Raw genomic sequence first — 20,471 nt, 5'->3', positions numbered from 1 at the left:
CCAAAGCGGCCCGCAGGTTGGGAATTAGATGCCAAGTTCCGGCGGTACGGACTTGTAGCTGCCCCAAAGTATGCGAAGCTGTTGCGCCGCAAATGCGCACATTCCCCTCCTGACCCCGTATCTTTCGTGCTTCATCTTAGATGCCCCATGATTCTTCGTTTCTCCCTGCCCTTCCGCACTGCGTGGGGCCAGCGACTGGTGGTGTGCGGTTCCGAGCTCAGCCTGGGTGCCTGGAACCTCGACCAAGCTCTTCAGCTACAGTACAACCCCGAACTCGGCCGTTGGAGCCAGGAAATCAGCCTGCCCGACGATGCGCCTGGTACAGTCGAATACAAATACATTCTGCTCGACGACCAGGACGGTGGCAAGCACTGGGAATGGGGCCCCAACCGCGAGGTGCAGTACGATGGCCGCCAGTTTTCGCGCCTTGTGCTGGAAGACTACTGGCGCCCGGCCGCGCAGCCCGAAAACGAGCTGTTCACGGCCGCTTTCACGCAGGCCCTGCTACGCCGCCCGGCCACTGAACCCAAAACTGCCAAAGTCGCCCGCGTTGCCGATTCGGTGATGCGCTTTCAATTGGCCGCGCCGCGCGTAGAGTCCGGCCATCAGGTGTGCGTGCTGGGCTCCGATGCGGCCCTGGGCGCCTGGGATGCCCGTAAAGCCGTCATTCTTTCCGATGCTGACTACCCAACCTGGACGGCCGAGGTGGCGTTAGAGCAACCCGACAAGGCCACGCAGTATAAGTATGGCATCTGGGACCCGGCTACCAAGCAAATCGTGCTGCTGGAAACCGGCGAAGACCGGATTCTGCCACCCGCCCAGGACCGCCGCACGCTGCGCGTTCGGGCCGATGACAACTTCCGCTACCCCAGCACTTGGCGCGGAGCCGGCGTGGCGCTGCCCGTGTTTGCCATGCGCAGCCAGCAGGGCCTGGGCGTAGGCGAGTTCCCGGACCTGAAGCTGCTCACCGACTGGGCTGTGCAAACCGGCCTCAAGCTGGTGCAAATCCTGCCCATCAACGACACCGTAGCCACCCACACTTGGGTCGATTCGTACCCGTACGCGGCTATTTCGGTGTTTGCCCTGCACCCGCAGTACCTCAGCCTCGATGCCATTACGCCACTGAAAGACAAAGCCGCGCAGCAGGAGTTGGAGCAGATCCGCCAGGAGCTGAACGCCAAGGACTTTGTGGATTACGAACCGGTGATGAACGCCAAGTGGAAGTTTGCGCGCCTGCTGTATCAGCAGGAGAAAGCTGCATTCCTGGCCGATCCGGCTTTCCACTTGTTCCGCGAAGAGCAGAAGTCGTGGCTGGAGCCTTACGCGGCCTTTTGCGCCCTGCGCGACCAGTACGGCACCGCTGACTTCCAGCAGTGGCCTGAACAGTACCGCACGCCAGCCAAGGTAGCCGAGCTAGTGCGCGAAGACGCCCCCAATTTCGACGAGGTAGGCCTGCACTTCTTCATCCAGTTTCACTTGGATAAGCAGCTGCTCGATGCTGTGAACTACGCCCGCCAGCACGGTGTGGTGCTCAAAGGCGACCTGCCCATCGGTATCTACCGCCATTCCGTGGACGCCTGGACCCAGCCTGAGCTCTACCATATGCACCAGCAGGCTGGCGCCCCTCCCGACGACTTCTCGACCACTGGCCAGAACTGGCGCTTCCCTACCTATAACTGGGAGCGGATGGCCGAGGACGGCTACGCATGGTGGAAACAACGCATGGGCACCTTGGCCCGCTATTTCGATGCCTTGCGCATTGACCATATCCTGGGCTTCTTCCGTATCTGGGAGATTCCCGGCCACTCGGTGGAAGGATTGCTCGGGCATTTCTCGCCCGCTCTGCCGCTACACCAGCACGAAATCGAGCAGCGTCTGGGCTGGTTTAATTATGGCCGTCTGTGCGAGCCGTACATCCGCTGGCATACGCTGCAGGGTATCTTCCACGGCCAGGCGCAGGCTGTGTTCGACGAGTTTATGGAAGACGCTGGCTACGGCGCTATCCGGCTGAAGAAGCACGTGCGCACCCAGCGCCAGATGGAAAGCGTGCTGGCCGACAAAATAACCGCCGACCCCGCCAACACCGAACACTACCAGTGGCTGCGCGCCGGCCTCTACAGCCTCGCCAACGAGGTGCTGTTCGTGCCCGATGATTTGCGCCCCGACCATTACCACCCGCGCATCACGGTGGAGAAGTCGACTTCATTTAAGGAGCTGAATGGCGAAGACCAGCACCGCATGCGGGAAATCTACAATGACTTCTTCTTCCGTCGCCACGAGAATTTCTGGCGGGAGCAGGGCCTCACGAAGCTGCCACCAGTGCGCTACGCCACCAACATGCTCATCTGCGGCGAAGACCTGGGCATGGTGCCGGCCTCGGTGCCCGGCGTGATGCAGGCCCTTGGCATGCTGGGCCTCAACATCCAGCGCATGCCCTCTGACCCTACCGTGGAATTCGGCCACCCAGATGCGGCGCCTTATCTGTCAGTGGTGAGCCCCGGCTCGCACGATATGAGCACAGTGCGCGGCTGGTGGGAGGAAGACCACGTGAAAACCCAGCGCTTTTTTGAGACCATTCTGGGCCATTGGGGTGAGCAGGCGCCATACCATTGTGAGCCGTGGGTTGCCCGCGAAATAACAGTACAGCATCTGCACTCTCCCGCCATGTGGGCCATCTTCCCACTCCAGGATTTGCTGGCTATGAGTCCCGAATTGCGCCGTGCCAACCCCGACGATGAACAAATTAACGTGCCGGCTAACCCCACGCACTTCTGGAAGTATCGGCTGCACATAGCATTGGAAGAATTGCTTGATAAAATTGACTTTAATGAAGAAATAAAAAATATTAATATTCGTAGCAACAGAGTCAGCGCGTATTAGAGGTAGTTATCCTTAACAACTAAAAGAGGCCTTCCTGTTGCAGGATGGCCTCTTTTTTATTTGTTTTGTACTATAAATCCAAGTCTGGGAAATAAAACGTAAAAGAGAATAGCTAGAATAGACCTTGTGCTTGAGTGGCTGAGATAGGAGAATAGTAATACCAAGAATTTGCGCACAAGCTGACTTATTCACCGAGGATATTACCGGATTCAGCGAAAATCACTCTCTTCAGCCCAAAAACCAAATTAGTTTTGTTGGCTCCAACTAAGCCTTTAGCTGCCTGAACACCATCTGATTTAACAGCCTTTGCAACTCTTTACAACACCATACTTCTTACCATGAAAACAACCTTACGCTTAGCCACCTTATTGGTCGCCTGGCTGGGTCTGATGGAAGCTCCTGCCTGGGCACAAACAGCCGTGAACCGGGCTGCACCCATCATACCAAAATCCTTTGGTGCCACAGCCATTAAGCCGCTGGCAGCTACGGCTACTCCAGGCAGCTATAACATCCTAACGCTTCCTACCCGGGGGCGTCTACTCCTAAATGGCGTCGAAATTACTGCTGTCCCGCGCAACATTACGGTAGCGAACGGAAGCCAGCTTTCCTACGACCCGGATGCCGCAGCTCCGGCAGGCAACTATAGCTTCACGTACAATACCTCTAACGTAGCTACTGCCGCAAGCTTCTCGCTGCCAGTTAGCAACGCTGATTGCAGCCAGAATAGCGCCATCGACTTTTCGGAGCGCACTGCTGGAGAAAACTGGAAGGCACAGACTGGAATAACCGTTGCAAATACTACGGTTAGCACCAGCAATTACACATCCTCTGTGCCAGCGGGACAAACCAACATTTTGCAAGTCAACAATGCTACTACGCTGATTCCCAATCGGGGATTATTTTGGCAGCTAGACAACGAAAACGTTGCCACCGACAACCGTTCTACGGTGCAAATGAACTTCAGCCGTCCTGTACGCAATCTGGCGTTCAGCATGGAGGATATTGACGTTAGTACGCTGGAAAATGGGGGCAGTGACTTCGTGGATGAAGTGACCTTCAACGCGTATGCTATTGGGAGTTCCACTCCATACCAGTTGTCGGCAGCTGATGTAGCATTGGGCCTTAATGGGTCGAATGCTTTCGTATCAGGTACTAACACAATTGTAGGTGTAACAAATAATAGCGGTCCGGCTGGTACAGTGGTGCTTACCTTTCCTCCGGCCATTGCTATTGCCCGTCTGGAAATTATCTACCGTAATACGCAGACCTACCAAGCCAACCGTTTACGTCTGCAAACCATCAACCTGCCTTCTATGGTGTGGTGCGCGGAGGTGGACTTGGCTACAACACTGACGGGTCCGGCACGGGCAATAGCTGGCCAGACGGTTACTTATTCGGCAGTTACCACCAACCAAGGTGACATTGCGGCTGCGGGAGTACAAGCTTCCGTACAGCTCTCAGCTGGTCTGACCAACGTAACCATTAATGGCACTGCTGCTGGTACTAACTACAATTCCACAACTGGTGTACTGACGTTGCCACCCGCCGGTACACTTGCCCCTGGCGCTAGCAGCACGGCCACCATTACGTTTACGATGCCTACTCCAGGCCCCGTAACCGGCCGTGCCAGCAGCACCACAACCGGCCTCGATATTGAGCCTACAAACAACAATGGCAGCCTGCCGAATGCGCAGGTAACGACGGTAATCAACCGTCCGCCAACGGCGCAGAACGTGACGGCTCCAACAATGCCCAACAGCAACGCGGCAACTGATATTCCTTCTTTGCAAGGATCAGACCCCGATGGTGACAACACGATTGCCAACTATGTAATCAGTGCCTTGCCTAACACCACCACGCAGGGTACGCTGAGCTACACTCGGGCAGGCGCAACTATCACGCTTGCTACCGGCAATACCTCTTCACTCGCTGACCGGACACTCACTCCGGCCGAAATGACTACGCTGCGGTTTGACCCGGTGTTGAATTATGTCGGCAATGCTACGTTTAGTTATGTAGCAACAGATGATTTGGGCGCTACTTCCAACACTGCCACGTATACCATCCCAGTTGGTGCAGCTGCTGGTGCTACCGACCTGGCAGTTACGCAACAAGTGAATTTAGGGCCTTATTTGGTAGGCGACCAAGTGACATTCACGGTAGTAGCCAGCAATACGGGTAGTCCTGCCCTAAACGTGCAGGTGCGCGACGCTCTACCTGCCGGCTTAACCTTTGTAAGCGCTACTACCACGCAAGGTGCCTATGACAATGCTACCGGCGTATGGACGGTAACTTCAGGCACTACTACTTTCGCCAGTGGTGCCTCGGCCACATTAACCATTACGGCTCGAATCAACCAGAACGGCACGTTCACTAACACGTCAACTATTACTTCCACTACTGCTGAAACCAATCCGCTTAACAACGAAGCGAGTCAGCAGGTGAATGCCGGGGAAGCCGCGTATCGTCAGAATTTTGAAGGCCGCACGCCGACTGATATCTGCGAAACGTACGTTAATATGACAACTACTAATACGGCGGCACAGGTTATTGCCGGGAATACGTCGTTGGTTACTGGCACGCTGACCACGACTGCTTCGAGCTATACTAGCCCTTTACTGCGCCTGACCAACTCAAGCTCGGTTGCCTTCCAGTTCCGGGCAACGAGCCTCACAGGCACTCCCCGCTATAATCTGCGCTTAGTAAACAGCGCTGGCGCACTGATTGCAGAAACTGGCTTTACCAACATTGGTAATACAAATGCCACATCTCAGTCGTTTAATCTTGGTGGTTTTCCTGGATTAGCACGCATACAGATTGCCTTCGACGCTCTCGGTGCAGGCGCAGGCCAAGCCATTTTAGATGAAATGGCCGTGACCAACGCATCAGTTGCTACCCAAGCCAAAGACGGCAGCAACTGTGATGCTAACATTCTGCCGGTAGCCAGTGACGTGTCGTTCCGGATTGCCAATGGAGCCGCCGCAACCACCATTCCTTCATTGGCCGGTACCGATACTGCGCCGGGCGTGGTTGATTCATACATCATCCAGTCGGTTCCCAATGCTACCACGCAAGGTCTGTTGACCCTGAATGGTGTGGCGGTGAGCACCGGCCAGATTATTACCGCGGCTCAGGCAGCTACCCTGCAGTTTGACCCAGTGGCTGGTTTTGTTGGTGAGGCCACCTTCCTGTTCAGCGCTATCGATAACAGCAACGAGCTAAGTGCAAACCCAGCGACCTACACGATTTCGATAGAAAACGCCACAACTATATCGGGCCGCATCTATGATGACGTGAACTACGGTGGCGGCGCAGGCCGCGACTACACTACTGCTAACGCGTCGGCAGTGGCTTCCAGTTTTGCCAATAATAGCATCGCGCGGGGTGGTGCCGTAGTAGAGCTTTATGATGTGGCCACCAACCAAATGGTGAATACGCTGACTACTGCTGCTGACGGAACCTATTCTTTCCCTCTAGTGCTAAGCGGCAATTACGCGGTACGTGTAGTTAACTCGACGGTAACCTCAGTCCGGAATGCTACGGCAACAGGCGTGCTGGCAGTTCAAACCTTCGTAAACGGTGATGTAAACCGTGTGGGTGGCGAAGTGCCAACCATTGCAGATGCTCCGCAAAACAATGGCTCGCAGACCTTCACTGCCTTAAACGCACCTATTGGCGGCACATCAACGTTGCAGTCAGTGGCTACTGTGGTTATTCCGGCAGTAGTTGCAGCAGCTACCAACGTTGACTTTGGCTTCAACTTCAACGTTATTACGAACACCAACGATGCAGGTGCCGGCTCATTGCGGCAATTCATCCTCAACAGCAACGCGCTGCCGAATACCAACCTAAATCAGGTGGCTTTCAACGGTACAGTGGCCACAGGCACTACAGCAGTAGATCCGGCTGCGGGTGTTGAAACCAGCATCTTTATGATTGGCGATGGCCGCACAAGCAACATTCCGGCTGGCTTGCGCTCTGGGGTTAATGGCGGCTTTGTTAATAACGTAGCAACCATTACGCTGGCCACGGCTCTGCCGAACATCTCCGCCGCTAACACAGCGCTGGATGGTAGCAAGCAAACTACGGTGACAGGCAACAACATTGCTTCTTCCACAACTGTTGGTAGCGAAACCACTGGCCCGGAAGTAGTAGTGGACTTCAACAGCGTAAGGGGCCTCGTCGTGACGGGTGCTAACACTCGCATAGCTTCAGTTGGGCTTAGCAACGCTCGTGGCAGCGTAACAACGACGGGTACACCTACCTTCTCAGATGGCGCAGGCGTAACGATCAATGGTGCCGCCGCAACTGGGTCAGTGGTAACTGATGTAACGGCGCTCAACAATGCCATTGCGGGTGTTCGTCTTGATGGCGGTGCTACGGGTGTGACAGTGAGCAACAACGTGCTGCGGAGCAATGTGTCTACCACTAACGGTACCACGACGTACGATGCCGACGGTATTAACCTGGTAAATGCCTCTACTAACATCATCACGGGCAACGTGATGAGCAGCAACAGAGGGTGGGGCTTGCTACTGGCTACCAGTGGTAACAACAACAACTTCGTCTCTGCCAACACTATCCTCAACAATGGAAACGGTGCTTCGGCGGATAATGCAGGCATCAGCATCCAGGTTGGCAACAACAACCTATTCAGCCAGAACACTATTACTGGTAATGCAGGAGATGGTATTGTGGCGCAGAGTGGTACAAGCGGCAACCGTTTCACTCAGAATAGCTTCTCGGGAAATGGTGACTTAGGCATCGACCTGACCAATAATGCCACGGTTACTGGCAATGGTATTTCGACCAACGATGACGGTGATGCTGATACCGGCGCCAACGGGTTGCTTAATTTCCCGGTTATCACGCAGTTGTCGAAAGACGGAACCAACGTGCGAATTCTGGGCTATGCTCCTGCTAACGCAGTTGTAGAGTTTTATGTAGCCGATGTTGTAGGTGCCGATTTTGGCGAAGGACGCACTTACCTGGCCGCCCGAACGGAAGGCAATACCACGGACGACGCTGACACCCGGACGGGCAGTTATTCCGGCTTGATCTACGGTGCAGACCAGGGCAGTGAAAATAACGCTCGGCGCTTCTCCTTCACTATTCCGCTAGCCAGCCTCAACGCTGCTCAGCTAGCCGCCCTGAATGCTACGAATGCTCGTATTACGGCTACCGCGACAATATTGAGCACGACGCTGGTAAACGGTGTAGCTGTTGGCAACACATCGGAATTCTCGGGCAATGCTATTGTCAGCGCTTCTCCTCTTCCTGTCGAGCTGAAAGCTTTCGAGGTAGCGGCCCGCAACGCCAGCGCTTTGCTGACGTGGAGCACCGCTTCCGAGAAGAACAACGACCACTTCGATGTAGAGCGCAGCTTCGATGGCCGTAGCTTCGAGCGCATCGGGCAGGTGCAGGGCCGCGGCACCACCAGCCAGACTACTACCTATAGCTTCACAGATGCGAACGTTGGGCGCCAGCGCCAAGGTGTGGTATACTACCGCCTGCAGCAGGTGGACACTGACGGAACGGTTAGCTCCAGCCCTGTGCGCACGGTGAGCTTCCCGGCTACGACTGGCACGACGCAGGTAACATTGGGCGTGTTCCCGAACCCAGCCACTACGCTGGACCGCACCGCTACGCTGGACCTGGCTACGCTGCCACGCGGCACTTACCAAGCTACCGTGCTTGATGCCACAGGCCGTATCATGGGTTCCTATGAAGTGCAGGGTGGTGTGGATAAGGCTATTGATGTACAAGCATTGCCTGCGGGCACATACATCGTGCTGGTACGCGGCAACGGCCTAAGCCTGAACCAGCGTTTGATTAAGAAATAAGTGGTCTGCTGACTGCTAATAGTGAAAAAGCCCCTTCTGACTTCAGAAGGGGCTTTTTTGTGTTCGTATTTCGCCAGTAAGCTTGCTGCAGCCAACCATTAAAGCCAGGGCTGGTATAAAAGGAAGCTGAATACTTTGCTCTGTCTGATATATGCCAGCATCTGCTACTCCATCTAAGGCCACAGTGCCCAGACCACGCCGCCACCGTCCTGCTACCGGTCCTGTTCCGGATTTCGATGTGGTGATTATTGGAGCGGGAAGCGCAGGCTTAAGTGCTGCATTGGTACTAGGGCGGTGTCTGCGCCGCGTATTGGTTTGTGATGGTGGCATGCCGCGCAATGCGCCTTCACCAGCCGTACAAGGGTTTTTCACCCGGGATGGCACTACCCCAGCTGAATTGCTGCGACTCGGGAAAGAACAACTGAAACCGTACGTTACGGTAGCTGTGGAGCAGCGCAAAGTGCTGAACATACAGGCTATAATAGGTGGTTTTGAGTTGCAAACAGAAGCTGCAACTGGCCACCGTAGCACGCTTACAACGCGTAAAATTCTGCTGGCTACTGGGGTTGAGGATGAGCTGCCACCACTGGATGGCATGCGTGAGTTATGGGGCACTGGTGTCCTGCATTGCCCGTACTGCCATGGCTGGGAAGTGCGCGACCAGCCGCTTGCCGTGTATGGCCAGGGCAAAGTCGTGACTGGGCTGGCGCTGTTGGTGAGCCGCTGGAGCCGCGACGTAATCGTGTGTACCGGGGGACAAGGAATCCTTACTAAAAATGCCCGCCGCCGACTACGCCAGCATGGAATTCAGATACGGGAAGAAGTAATTACCCGGCTGGAAGCTGGCCCTAAAGGCCACATACATGTGGTATTTGAGGGGGAAGAGGTGTTGGTTCGCAAGGCACTATTTCTGCACGCCCACCAGCACCAACGCACCAGTTTGGCTGAGCAAATGAGCTGCCGACTTACCAGCAAAGGTGCCGTTTGGGTTGATAAAAACAACCAGACCTCACAGCCGGGCATTTACGCAGCCGGCGACACCGCACCTGGCACGCAGCAAGCTATTCTGGCTGCCGCGCAGGGCGCGCAGGCTGCTATCTGCCTCAACGAGCAACTCACCCGCGAAGAGTGCCCGAAATGATTTGGTGCATTTCAGGAAAGGGATGACCGGCTTAAAGCAGCACAAGGCCAGATAAGTTAAACGAATAGCAGCCAACCGCACCGGAGGGGATATCCGAAGCAATTGGCTGCAGTTGATAAATAAGCGGATGCACAGTGCAATACAGGCCGACCAGACTGTTGCTGGGGGGAATCAGCGCGTATGACTAGCTATAAAATAGGCGAATGAATGTTGTTCTGTTATAATTAACTTAATACTAGGTGTATACAGTCGATTGTGTCAGTCGTGCCTGCTGTAAGAATTGATTTCTGCACTAATTCAAAAATAGAAAAGCTGGCTTCAAAGCACAGAAAGGAGGGGCGGCAATTCACTTAGTACCCTGGCCCCACAATGCGTGGTGAGTCGGGGAAAGTTGGTTTATCAAAGTTGATAACTGGCCGAAGCGCCTGGGACGATTCACTGTTATCCGTATTAAGCGGCTGGGGTGGAGCCGGGCGAGCGGGCGTACGCCGGATCCGGCGTGGAGCAGTTTGCCATGCTAGCTGGGGGGTATATGGCAGGCGGTGGTCAGAAGTCATCATAATGTGCAACTGAGGTAGAGTGAAAATGCGCGGCAGAGAACATGACAAATATGGCCGTTTGCGCAGGCGACAATGCTCATATTTGAGACAAAAACACTCAATCCGGGGACGCCATAAAAAACCACCCCGCCGCGCCTCCAATAGAAGCCGCAGCGGGGTAGTTAAGTTGCCTTAAACAAGGTATATAGGCTTATTCTGGGACGTCTTGAGACTTAAGGGTGGAAGTTGGGCTCAAGGCAATGGAATAGGGGATGCGCTAAATTCGCTGGGCGTAAGCTGGTAGAGCTCTTTGAAGCACTGCCCGAAATAAGCCGGTGTGTTGAATCCCACCGCATACGCCGTGTCGGCTACTGAGTGGCCGGCGCGGAGCAGGTCGGCCGCTTTGCGCAGGCGGTACTGCTGGATTAGCTCACTCGGGGCAAGGTGCGTCAGGGCCTGCACTTTGCGCAGCAGGGTTTTGCGGCTCATAGCCAGCTGGTCGGCCAGGCGCTCCACGCTTAGCTCCGGGTCGTCGAGGTGTTTTTCCAGCACTTCATATAGGCTGCGAAGCCAGCCGTTCTGCACGGTTTCGGTGGGCTGTGCCAGCTCGGGCCGGCTCAGCTGCTGGCTGTAGAGCGTACGCAAACGCTGCTGCCGGATCAGGATGTTGTGGAGCCGCAAAACCAGCTCTTCCAGATGAAACGGCTTGGTGAGGTACTCGTCGGCGCCCTGGCGCAGGCCAGTGAGGCGTTGGTTGTGCGTACCTTGGGCCGTGAGCAGCACCACGGCCACATGGTCGGTGGCGGGCGTGTTTTTGATGCGGTAGGTGAGTTCGTAGCCGTCCAGCTCGGGCATCATTACGTCTGACACCACCACATCGGGCAGCTCCTGCTGAATCAGCAGCCAGCCCTCGGCGCCGTTGGAGGCGGCCAGCACGCGGTACATGGGAGCCAGCTGCCGGGCCAGGTAGGTACGCAGCTCCTCGTTGTCCTCAATCAGTACAATCAGCGGCGAATCGGGGGCGTGGCCGGATGGCAGCTCGGGCGTTGCAGGAATGGGCATCGGCACCGGTAGCCAATCGGGCGCGGCCGTGCCCAGCGTGGCCAGCTCATTGGCCGGGGCCTGCTGCAGCGGCAGATCCACCACAAAAGTGCTGCCTGCAGGGGCCGCCACGCTGCTTTGCACACTCACCTGCCCGCCCATCAGCGTGGTCAGCTCCCGCACCAAGGCCAGCCCGATGCCCGAGCCCACCGGCAGCTGCGTGGCGCCCGGCGCGGCCTGATAAAACCGGTCGAAGATGCGCGGAAGGTTGGCGGCCGATATGCCCACGCCGGTGTCTGCCACCGTCAGGCGTATCAACCCGGCTGCGCCACTCAGGTGCACGCTTACCTGGCGGCGCGTGTCGGCAGTAGCCGAGCCCGAGAGCGGGGGCATAAACTTGAGGGCATTGGCCAGCAGGTTGTAGGCAATGTGGGCCACCTTTTCGGCGTCGTAGAGCCAGGTGCCGGGCAGTTGGGAGTCGTAGGTGAGCGTGATGCCGCGCTGCCGGGCCAGGGCCTGGAACCCGGCCACCAGTTCCTGTAGATAGTCGCTGAGTGGGCCAGGCTGCGCCGATATGCTTAGCTGGCCGGCTTCCAGGCGGGCCAGCTCCAGCAGCTGGTTGATGAGGTAGAGCAGCTGGCGGGCGTTGCGCTCCACGGTCAGCAGGTCGGGGCGCAGGCTTTCGGGCAGGTCAGGGAGTTGCAGCAGGCCCGCCACCGGCGCCAGAATCAGGGTGAGCGGCGTGCGGAATTCGTGGGTGATGTTGTCGAAAAAGTGTGTTTTGAGCTCGGCCATCATCTTCACCTGAGCGGCCTCGCGCAACTGCTGCACGTGCTGGGCGGTTTTCTCGATGGTGGCATCCAGGTCCAGGAAATTGATGGGCTTGCACACGAAGTCGAACGCCCCGCGGTTCATGGCCGTCCGGATGTTGTCCATGTCGCCGTAGGCCGACACGATGACGGCCCGGCTCAGCGGCATCAGCTCGGGCAGGCGGCTGAGCAGCGTTAGGCCGTTGATGTCGGGCATGTTGATGTCGAGCAGCAGCACGTCGAAGTCGGGCTCGTTCTGCATCAGCGTCAGGGCTTGCTGCCCGCTTTCCGCAAAGCGGAAGTCGTAGGTGCCGTCCTTGATTTTATGACGGAAGCGTTGGCCCAGCAGATCAGCCACGTCTTCTTCATCATCAACAACCAGAATCTTGGTAGGCATAATTTAGGGCTTAGGGCGTGGAGATTTGGGCTTGGAAATTTGGGTTGCTGAAATGGCCTAACCCCTAATCCCCAAGCCCTAATTTCTAAATCGGCAGCCATAGTTGAAATTCGGTGCCCTGGCCGGGCTGAGACTCTACGAGGAAACGGCCCCCGTGGCCTTTTACCACAATATCGTGCGAGAGGGAAAGGCCGAGGCCCGTGCCCGTACCGGCGGGTTTGGTCGTGAAAAAGGGCTGGAACACTTTCTGGCGCACTTCCTCGGGCATGCCGCAGCCGTTGTCGCGCACCCTGATTTCCACCTCCGAGCCTACCTGTTGGGTGCTGACCGTGAGGCTGGGCAGGTAGCCGCCCGGGCGTTGGCGCCGCTCTTCCTGAATGGCATAAAGCGAATTGTTGAACAGGTTCAGCAGCACCCGGCCAATATCGGGCGTCACCACGTTGGCTAACCCCAGGTTGGGGTCCAGTTCGGTGTGCAGGCTGGCATGGAAAGCCGGGTCTTTGGCGCGCAAGCTGGAGTAGGTCAGGTTGAGGTACTCGGTGGCCAGCTGGTTGAGGTCGGTGGGCTGCCGCTCGCGCGGGCCGGTGTGGGCGTGCTGCAGCATGCTGCGCACGATGCCATCCACGCGCTGGCCGTGGCGCGTAATGCGGGCCAGGTTGCGGCCCAGCGTCTCGAGCGTGCCCTGCACCAGGGCCTGCTGCGCGGCGGGCAGCGCCGTAAACATGGTTGGGGACAGCTCCTGCAGCAGCTCGCAGCTCACCTCCGAGAAGTTATTGACGAAGTTCATCGGGTTCTGAATCTCGTGGGCAATGCCGGCCGTCAGCTCGCCCAGCGAGGCCATCTTCTCACTGTGAACCAGCATGGCCTGGGTGGCGCGCAGCTCGCTGAGCGACTGTTCCAGCTGGCCGGTGCGCAACGAAAGCAGGTCGTTATTTTCAGTAAGCTGGCGCAGGGTATTCTGGTTGATCTGGTCAAATACCAACGACACCACCAGCAGAATCAGCATTAGCCCGCCCAAGATGTCGAGGCTCCAGAACAGGCGGTGCTCGGGTGGCACCGTGCTGGGCAAGTGGATGCCGCGCCGCTCCAGCTCCCAGAGCCCCACCACGCTCAGCAACGACACCACAAAGAAGATAATGCCCGCCCGCCGGCCCAGTAGAAACGTGGCCGACACCGGGCACAGCACCAGCCAGCTGGTAGTGGCCGCAAAGTAGCCGCCCTGGTACACGCTGTTCATGAACACGCCCAGGTAGCCCGCCACCAGATAGATGTAGCCGAACGTGACGTAGGAAAACAGCCCCTGCCGAAACCCGAACGGCAGTACCAGAAAGGCCACCACGTTGAAAATCATCAGGTACATGCCTGGCCAGAACCCGGCCCACCAGCACAGCAGCAGAAAGTTGAAGGAAAACAGACTGGTCAGCAGCACCGTGTTGGTGATGATGCGCGCCTGCCGGGTCTGGTCAGTTGTACCGACGAAGTTCGCCGGCATGAAATAGGAGGTAATACGATCCATGAAAAGGCGGCCGGCGGCCCGCACGTATTTGAAACAGGAAGGAGTGGTGGGAAGATACAGAAAGGCCGCGGGCTGCAACGCGGCTCTACCCCAGTAGCCTGAAAGCCACCCAGCAGGCCAGCAGCATCACGGCGCCCTCAGCCAAGCCACTCAAAGCTACCCAGCGGCCGCCCTTGCCTACCGCGTGCTGCAGCAGCCACGGCACCGGCAGCATCAGCAGAGCCTCGGCCAGAAAAATGTAGTAGGGCACCCCGTGCCAGCTGGGCGCGCCCCGGTACTGCCACCAGCCGGCACTGATGGCCCATTTCTCATACAGCGGAATCAGCACTCCGCTGACGGGTACCAGCAGCAGGCCGGTGCGCCACGGCCCCAGCCGCGGCAGCAGCAGCCAGGCCACAAACCCAATCTGGGTGAGCACCACGGCCCAGCTGAACGGCATGTACACCGGCGACGCCCACAGCATCGGCTCCGGAATCGGGTATACCAGCGTCTTGGTTGTGTGTACCAGATACGCATCGGCGGGCAGCTCGGCCAGGCCCGCCACCAGCGCAAAGCCCAGCAGCCGGCCCACTACCACGTCGCGGGCCCAGAAGGCGTAGAGGGCGTAGGCCGCCGTGAGCAGGTAGCCCCAGCGGGCCGCCGTAGTCCAGCCCAGCCCCGTAATACTGTCATGGATGAGCGCCAGAATGCCCACGGTCATCAGCCCCAGCATCACGGGCAGGCGGTAGCGGGTGGCACGGGTAGGCAAGGAGGAAGTAAGGGTAGATGTTAGGTTCATTTGAAGCCGCGTATCTTGTGAAACAGGTAATTGAGGCGGTGCAGCACTTTACCCAGCCACGGCACTTCATTGGTCCAGGGCAAACCTTGGGCAAACCGGCGGCGGTCCAGCCAGCGGAGCACGGCCAGCACGCCGGGCTCGTGCAGCGGCCAGATCTGGCAGGTGGGCACCGAGGCGCCGCTGGCGGCAATAATGCCGTTCACGGCGCGGCGGGCGGCCTCGTTGGCCCCTTCCATAGTAGCCAGGTCGGTGTTGGTGCGCACGTAGTCGGCGGCCAGAAACAGGTTGGCAATGCCGGTGCTGGCTTCGGGCCGCAAGCTCCAGGAGTTGGCCGTATTCACTAGTAGCGGCTCATCGTTGTGGCCCGAGCGGGTCGGAACATGTAGGGCTTGCTCCGGCGCACTCAGCAGTTCCGGCCGGATGTCGGCATCCACGTAGGCCCGCAGGCGCATGTCGGGGCGGAGCAGGGGCGGCAGGCCGGGCGTGTTCAGGCTTTGCTCCAACTGGGCCCACACTTCCTCCACAATTTCGTCTAGCGTACAGTCGCAGGCCTGCTTGCGGCCGGTGGTGCCGTCGTCGAGCGGCCAGTCGAGCACACCCTTCGCAAACCAGTTCGACACATCCACCGACAATAGCCCTTTCGCCTGGCCGTCGCCGTAGCCGCTCATCGGGAAGTCGGGCCAGAACTGCGGCTGCGAAATAACGGTAATGGCCCACGGCGAGTCGATGCAGATGACGTGCCCACGCGTGAGTTGCACGTCTTCGCGCAAATAAAACTGCACGCCGTTCATCCAGTTCAGCGTGTGCAGGTGCGGATTATTCAGCTGCTCGATAAAGGCCAGCGTCGGGTCCAGCTTCACCATGTCGGGGCTGATGAGCTTGGCCATGCGCTCCAGCGGCACGGCCGCCAGGTAGTAGTCGGCCTGGACAGTCTGGGCTTCGTGCGTTTCCAGGTTCACCACCGTGGCCCCGCTGATAAGACGCGTGGCGGGGTCGGAGTGCAGGGCGGTGGTGAGGTGGTTGTGGTGGTACACCACGCCCTTGTTTTCCAGGTACTGCAGCCACGGGTTCAGCCACACGTCGTTGGTGGGGCCGTTCAGCACCCGGTCGGTGTGGGCGGCGGGGTTGGCCATCAGCAGTAGCAGCTGCAGCAGAATGTCGCCGCCGGTTTTAGTGCTCATCAGCTGCGGTTGGGCCGCCACCAGCGAGTGGGTAAGGCCGCCCACGCAGTACAGCTCGTAGGGGCAGGGCTGGCGGGAGCCGCACTGCTGGTCGGTGCTCATGTACTGCCACCACGCCACCCGCTCGTAGCTCTGCTGGCGCCGCTCGTAGGAGCTGGTCAGCAGTTGCCACACCCGGTCGGCAAACAGCTTCTTGTCGGAATCAGTGAGGCCGGTGTTGGCGTGCAGCAGGCTATCCACGAGGGCCTGCCAGTCGGCGCGGGTTTTCGGGAAGTTGACGGGCGCAATTATGGGTGGCTTGCCGGTGCGAGCCATCATCACGCGCTGGGTGGGCACCAGGTTATCAAACACGCCCTGTGGGTTCTGGCCGTAGGGAATGCGCTTCATGGTGTCGGTGATGTGGCGGTAGAAGCCGGGAAAAAACCGGAAGCCATGCTCGCCCGGCAGCGGCGGCTGGCCGGCAGCGGCACTGTCGGGTACGTCCACGCTGCGCGCCTTGCCGCCCACGTACTGCGGCTGCCGCTCATATATCTCTACGGCAAAGCCGCGCTCCACTAATTCGTGCGCGGCACTCATGCCCGCAACGCCTCCTCCCAAAATGACAACCTTCTTCGGCATGATTCTCCGCTGAACGGCAGCGGCCCCGGTGGTAGGTGTAGGTAGTGTAACTGAGCGAGTTTGCTCCCAGCAGGCACAGGCTAGCGGTGGGGCAGGTCCGCTAAAGCTACTAGTTATTGCGGCTATTATTCTATAAATGGGGTTGCCGCAGCCACGTGTGGTGTTTAAGCTGCCGGCCAACACCAAGGCGGGTTTCTCGTAAGCACTGAATAGTCTGTTATTCCTTTTGTAGTTCTTTCCTTATGGCCGCCAAAAAACCTGCTACCCCGTCTGTGCCCAACGCCAAGAACGCACCCGCCAAGCCCAAGGCTCCCACCAAAGCGGCTGCAACTCCCGCTGCCAAAAAAGCTGCTAAAGCGGCAACTGAGGCCCCCAAGCCAGTGAAGCGGCCCACCGCCAAAGACATGAAGCAGCACGCCCAGACGCTGCCTTATCCCGCCAAACAGGCCGATATGAAGCTGCAGCCCGCCATGGACTTCAGCACCTACCGCGCCGCCGGCAAGCTCCAAGACAAAGTAGCTCTTGTCACCGGCTCTGATTCTGGTATCGGTCGGGCCGTGGCCGTGGCTTTTGCCATGGAAGGCGCCCATGTGGCTGTGCTGTTCAACGAAAACCTGGTGGACGCCGAAGAAACCAAGCGCCTCGTAGAGGCGCAGGGCCGCCGCTGCATCCTGCTGCAAAGCGACGTGCGCGACCCGGAGCAGTGCAAGCAAGCCGTCCGCCGCACCCGCGCCGAGCTGGGTGGCCTCAACATTCTGGTAAACAACGCCGCTTTCCAGATGGCGCAGGAGAAGTTTGAGGACATTCCCGAAGAGCAGATTCGCCGCACCTTCGATACCAACATCCTGGGCTACATCTGGATGGCGCAGGCCGCCGTACCCCACCTCAAGAAAGACGACTGTATCATCAATACCGGCAGTATCGTGGGCCTCACCGGCATCCCGATCCTGATTGATTATGCCTCCTCGAAATCAGCCATTCATGCCTTCACCAAAAGCCTGGCCACGCACTTAGGCGAGCGGGGTATTCGGGTGAACTGCGTGGTGCCCGGCCCGGTCTGGACGCCTAACATCCCCGGCACCATGCCGCGCGAAGAAATCGAAAAATTCGGCTACGAAGTGGCCCTGGCCCGCCCCGGCCAACCCGAGGAGCTGGCGCCCGCCTACGTGCTGCTCGCCTCCCAGGACGGCTCTTTTATGACCGGCTCGCTGGTGCACGTGACGGGCGGCAAAATGAGCAGCGACCAATAGCGCCACTCCCAAGCCAAGCCAGCCTATAAAAAAGGCGCCTTCCCAACCGCGGGAGGGCGCCTTTTTTTGTTGTATAGATAACCTTCCGAGGAGCTAGCTCGTCAGTACAACCAGCAAGCTCCTCCATTCGTGCTTTCTTGTTCCTATGCCCAATTATCCCGAAGGTAGCGTCCGGGCGCTGCTTGCCTCCGACCACGTTACGCCTGCCACCCGCGCTGCGCTGGCTGCCCGGCTGGATGCTCCTGTTCAGTACGAGCCACAGTTTTTCGATGCCGACACGTTTGCGCTGCTTCGTGCCGTGGCTGCCCGCATTTTCCCCCAGCCGGAGCGGGAAACGCCCATTGAGCTGGCTTCTAACGTAGACAAGCGCCTAGCCGACGGCCGCGCCGACGGCTGGCGCTACGATGCCATGCCCCCCGACCGGGAAGCCTACCGCCTTGGCCTCGGGGGCATCAACCAAGCCGCCGAAGCGCAGTTTCAGCAGCCGTTCATGGCCCTGAGAGCCGGGCAGCAGGACCAGATTATCGGGCAGCTGGCCGCCGGACAGGCGCCGGGCGAAAACTGGGTCCAGCTGCCACAGCACCGCTTTTTCGAGGAAATGCTGGCCGAGCTGACCGAAAGCTACTACGCTCATCCGCTGGCTCAGGAAGAAATCGGCTACGTGGGCATGGCCGACCAGCCCGGTTGGACGCGCATTGGCCTCAACGAGCGGGAAGAGCGGGAGCCGGAACAAATTAGTAATTGATAATTACTAATTATTAATTACTAATTGAGCACTGCACATGCCTGACGAGGAAGTATTGGAAGAAGGTGTGCTGAACCCGGTTCAGCCCGAAATACAGGACCCACTGCTTAAAAGCATTCTGGCCGAAAACGAAACGCTGGCTCCCGAGCCAGCCAGCCAGGAAGCGCCCACACCGCTGCCCGACCCTACCGATGTAGTGGATTGCGTGGTGATTGGGACCGGGGCGGGCGGTGCGCCGCTGCTGGCCCGCCTGGCCATGGCCGGCCTAAAGGTAGTGGCCCTGGAAGCCGGCCCCCGCCGCGACCCCACCACCGACTACGCTACCGACGAAAAAGCCCAGAACTTCCTGTTTTGGAACGATGAGCGCCTTTCCGCTGGCCAGAATCCGGTGGCTTTCGGTAAGAACAACTCCGGCACTGGTGTAGGCGGCTCCACGCTGCACTACACCGCCTATACGCCCCGCGCCCACCGCGGCGACCTGCAGCTGCACACCGACTTCGGCCAGGGCGTCGACTGGCCTTTTGGCATCGAGGAGTTGGAGCCGTATTACGAAGAAATAGAACACTTTCTGGGTATTTCGGGCCCTACGCCTTATCCCTGGGACCCTACTCGGCGCAAAGGCTACCCACTGGCCCCGCTACCGCTGAATGGCGCCGCCCAGCTGATGGAGCGCGCCTGCCGCCAGCTCGGTATTCAGACATCGCCGGCGGCCAACGCAGCCCTTTCGGCGCGCTACTACCAGGAAGGCATTGGCTGGCGCGAGGCCTGCACCAACCGGGGCTTCTGCCAGGCCGGCTGCAACCGCGGCGCCAAAGCCAGCATGGACGTTACGTTTCTGCCCCTGGCGGAAAGCTACGGGGCTGAAATCCGGGCCGACGCCTACGTGACGGAGATTGAGCGCGACGCCTCCGGCCGCGTAACAGGCGTGGTGTATGAGCAGCATGGCCAGACAGTGCGCCAGCGCTGCGGCCACCTGTTCTTGTGCGCCGGCGCCGTGGAAACGCCGCGCCTGCTGATGCTGAATGAACTGGCACTGAGCAGCGGCCACGTGGGCAAGAACTTCATGGCGCACCCCGGTATGCAGGTGTGGGGCACCTTCCCCGAAGACATCCGGCCCTACAAAGGCATTCCGGGTGGTCTGATTTCCGAGGACACCCACCGGCCCAAAGACGCCGACTTTGTTGGCGGCTACCTGCTGCAAAGCATTGGCGTGATGCCCGTAACGTTTGCCACCCAGATGGTACGCCAGCGCAAGCTCTGGGGCCAGCCTTTGCGCGACTATATGCGCAACTACAACCACATTGCCGGCATCAACATCCTGGGCGACTGTTTGCCGCACGCCGCCAACTTCATGGAACTCAGCGACGAAAAGGATGCGCGTGGCCTGCCCAAGCCGCGCTTTCACTTCACAGCTCAGGAAAACGAACAGCGCATGAACCGCCACGCCGAAAAGCTGATGCGCCAGATCTGGGAAGCGGCCGGCGCCACCGACATCTGGGCCTTCGAGCGCTACGCCCACGTCATCGGGACGGCACGCATGGGCCTGAGCGGCGACGACGCCGTGGTAAACCCCGAAGGCAAAGCCTTCGACGTGCCCAATCTCTACATCTGCGACAACTCGGTGTTCCCGAGTGCCTTGAGTGTAAACCCGGCCCTCACCATTATGGCCTTGAGCCTGCGCACCGCCGATAAGTTTCTGGCGGCGCTGCGGGCGTAGGCGGAACCACAACGTC

10 protein-coding genes are annotated in these 20,471 nt (G+C 58.7%); 6 read left to right on the top strand and 4 right to left on the bottom strand.

What is annotated here, in order from left to right:
• Positions 1-147: 147 nt before the first annotated feature.
• The 3 genes from H8B14_RS04995 (at position 148) to H8B14_RS04985 (ending at position 9,864) form a co-directional block, all read left to right on the top strand.
• Positions 148-2,880 (top strand): 4-alpha-glucanotransferase, encoded by a 2,733-nt coding sequence (locus H8B14_RS04995; protein ID WP_187314474.1) that lies wholly within the window; start codon positions 148-150, stop codon positions 2,878-2,880.
• Positions 2,881-3,218: 338 nt separating this feature from the next.
• On the top strand, positions 3,219-8,723 hold the full coding sequence (locus tag H8B14_RS04990; RefSeq protein ID WP_187314473.1) for a right-handed parallel beta-helix repeat-containing protein: 5,505 nt from the start codon (positions 3,219-3,221) through the stop codon (positions 8,721-8,723).
• Positions 8,724-8,874: 151 nt separating this feature from the next.
• Positions 8,875-9,864: an NAD(P)/FAD-dependent oxidoreductase gene (locus H8B14_RS04985; RefSeq protein WP_187314472.1), complete on the top strand. Its 990-nt coding sequence runs from the start codon at positions 8,875-8,877 to the stop codon at positions 9,862-9,864.
• Positions 9,865-10,655: 791 nt separating this feature from the next.
• Here the strand turns inward: H8B14_RS04985 and H8B14_RS04980 are convergent.
• The 4 genes from H8B14_RS04980 to H8B14_RS04965 all read right to left on the bottom strand — a co-directional run bounded on the left by H8B14_RS04980 (position 10,656) and on the right by H8B14_RS04965 (position 16,743).
• Entirely contained in the window at positions 10,656-12,650 is a 1,995-nt protein-coding gene (locus H8B14_RS04980) for a response regulator (protein ID WP_187314471.1), read from the bottom strand.
• An 85-nt stretch (positions 12,651-12,735) separates the two neighbouring features.
• Entirely contained in the window at positions 12,736-14,166 is a 1,431-nt protein-coding gene (locus H8B14_RS04975) for a sensor histidine kinase (protein ID WP_187314470.1), read from the bottom strand.
• 85 nt (positions 14,167-14,251) lie between these two features.
• Entirely contained in the window at positions 14,252-14,914 is a 663-nt protein-coding gene (locus H8B14_RS04970) for a DUF6989 domain-containing protein (RefSeq protein WP_187314469.1), read from the bottom strand.
• Positions 14,915-14,940: 26 nt separating this feature from the next.
• On the bottom strand, positions 14,941-16,743 hold the full coding sequence (locus H8B14_RS04965; RefSeq protein ID WP_187314468.1) for a hydroxysqualene dehydroxylase: 1,803 nt from the start codon (positions 16,741-16,743) through the stop codon (positions 14,941-14,943).
• Between the two features lie 242 nt (positions 16,744-16,985).
• Between H8B14_RS04965 and H8B14_RS04960 the strand changes: the two genes are divergently transcribed.
• From H8B14_RS04960 to H8B14_RS04950, 3 genes are all read left to right on the top strand, one after another.
• On the top strand, positions 16,986-17,993 hold the full coding sequence (locus tag H8B14_RS04960) for an SDR family oxidoreductase (RefSeq protein ID WP_187314467.1): 1,008 nt from the start codon (positions 16,986-16,988) through the stop codon (positions 17,991-17,993).
• A 145-nt stretch (positions 17,994-18,138) separates the two neighbouring features.
• Positions 18,139-18,738, top strand: a complete 600-nt coding sequence (locus tag H8B14_RS04955; protein WP_187314466.1) for a gluconate 2-dehydrogenase subunit 3 family protein — start codon at positions 18,139-18,141, stop codon at positions 18,736-18,738.
• A 37-nt stretch (positions 18,739-18,775) separates the two neighbouring features.
• The gene (locus tag H8B14_RS04950) at positions 18,776-20,455 is read left to right on the top strand and encodes a GMC family oxidoreductase (RefSeq protein WP_187314465.1); all 1,680 of its coding nucleotides are present in this window, start codon (positions 18,776-18,778) and stop codon (positions 20,453-20,455) included.
• Positions 20,456-20,471: the final 16 nt, after the last annotated feature.

This window comes from Hymenobacter puniceus (assembly GCF_014333525.1).
In the GTDB taxonomy this organism is placed as follows: domain Bacteria; phylum Bacteroidota; class Bacteroidia; order Cytophagales; family Hymenobacteraceae; genus Hymenobacter.
This window is presented reverse-complemented; position numbering and strand designations above follow the sequence as displayed.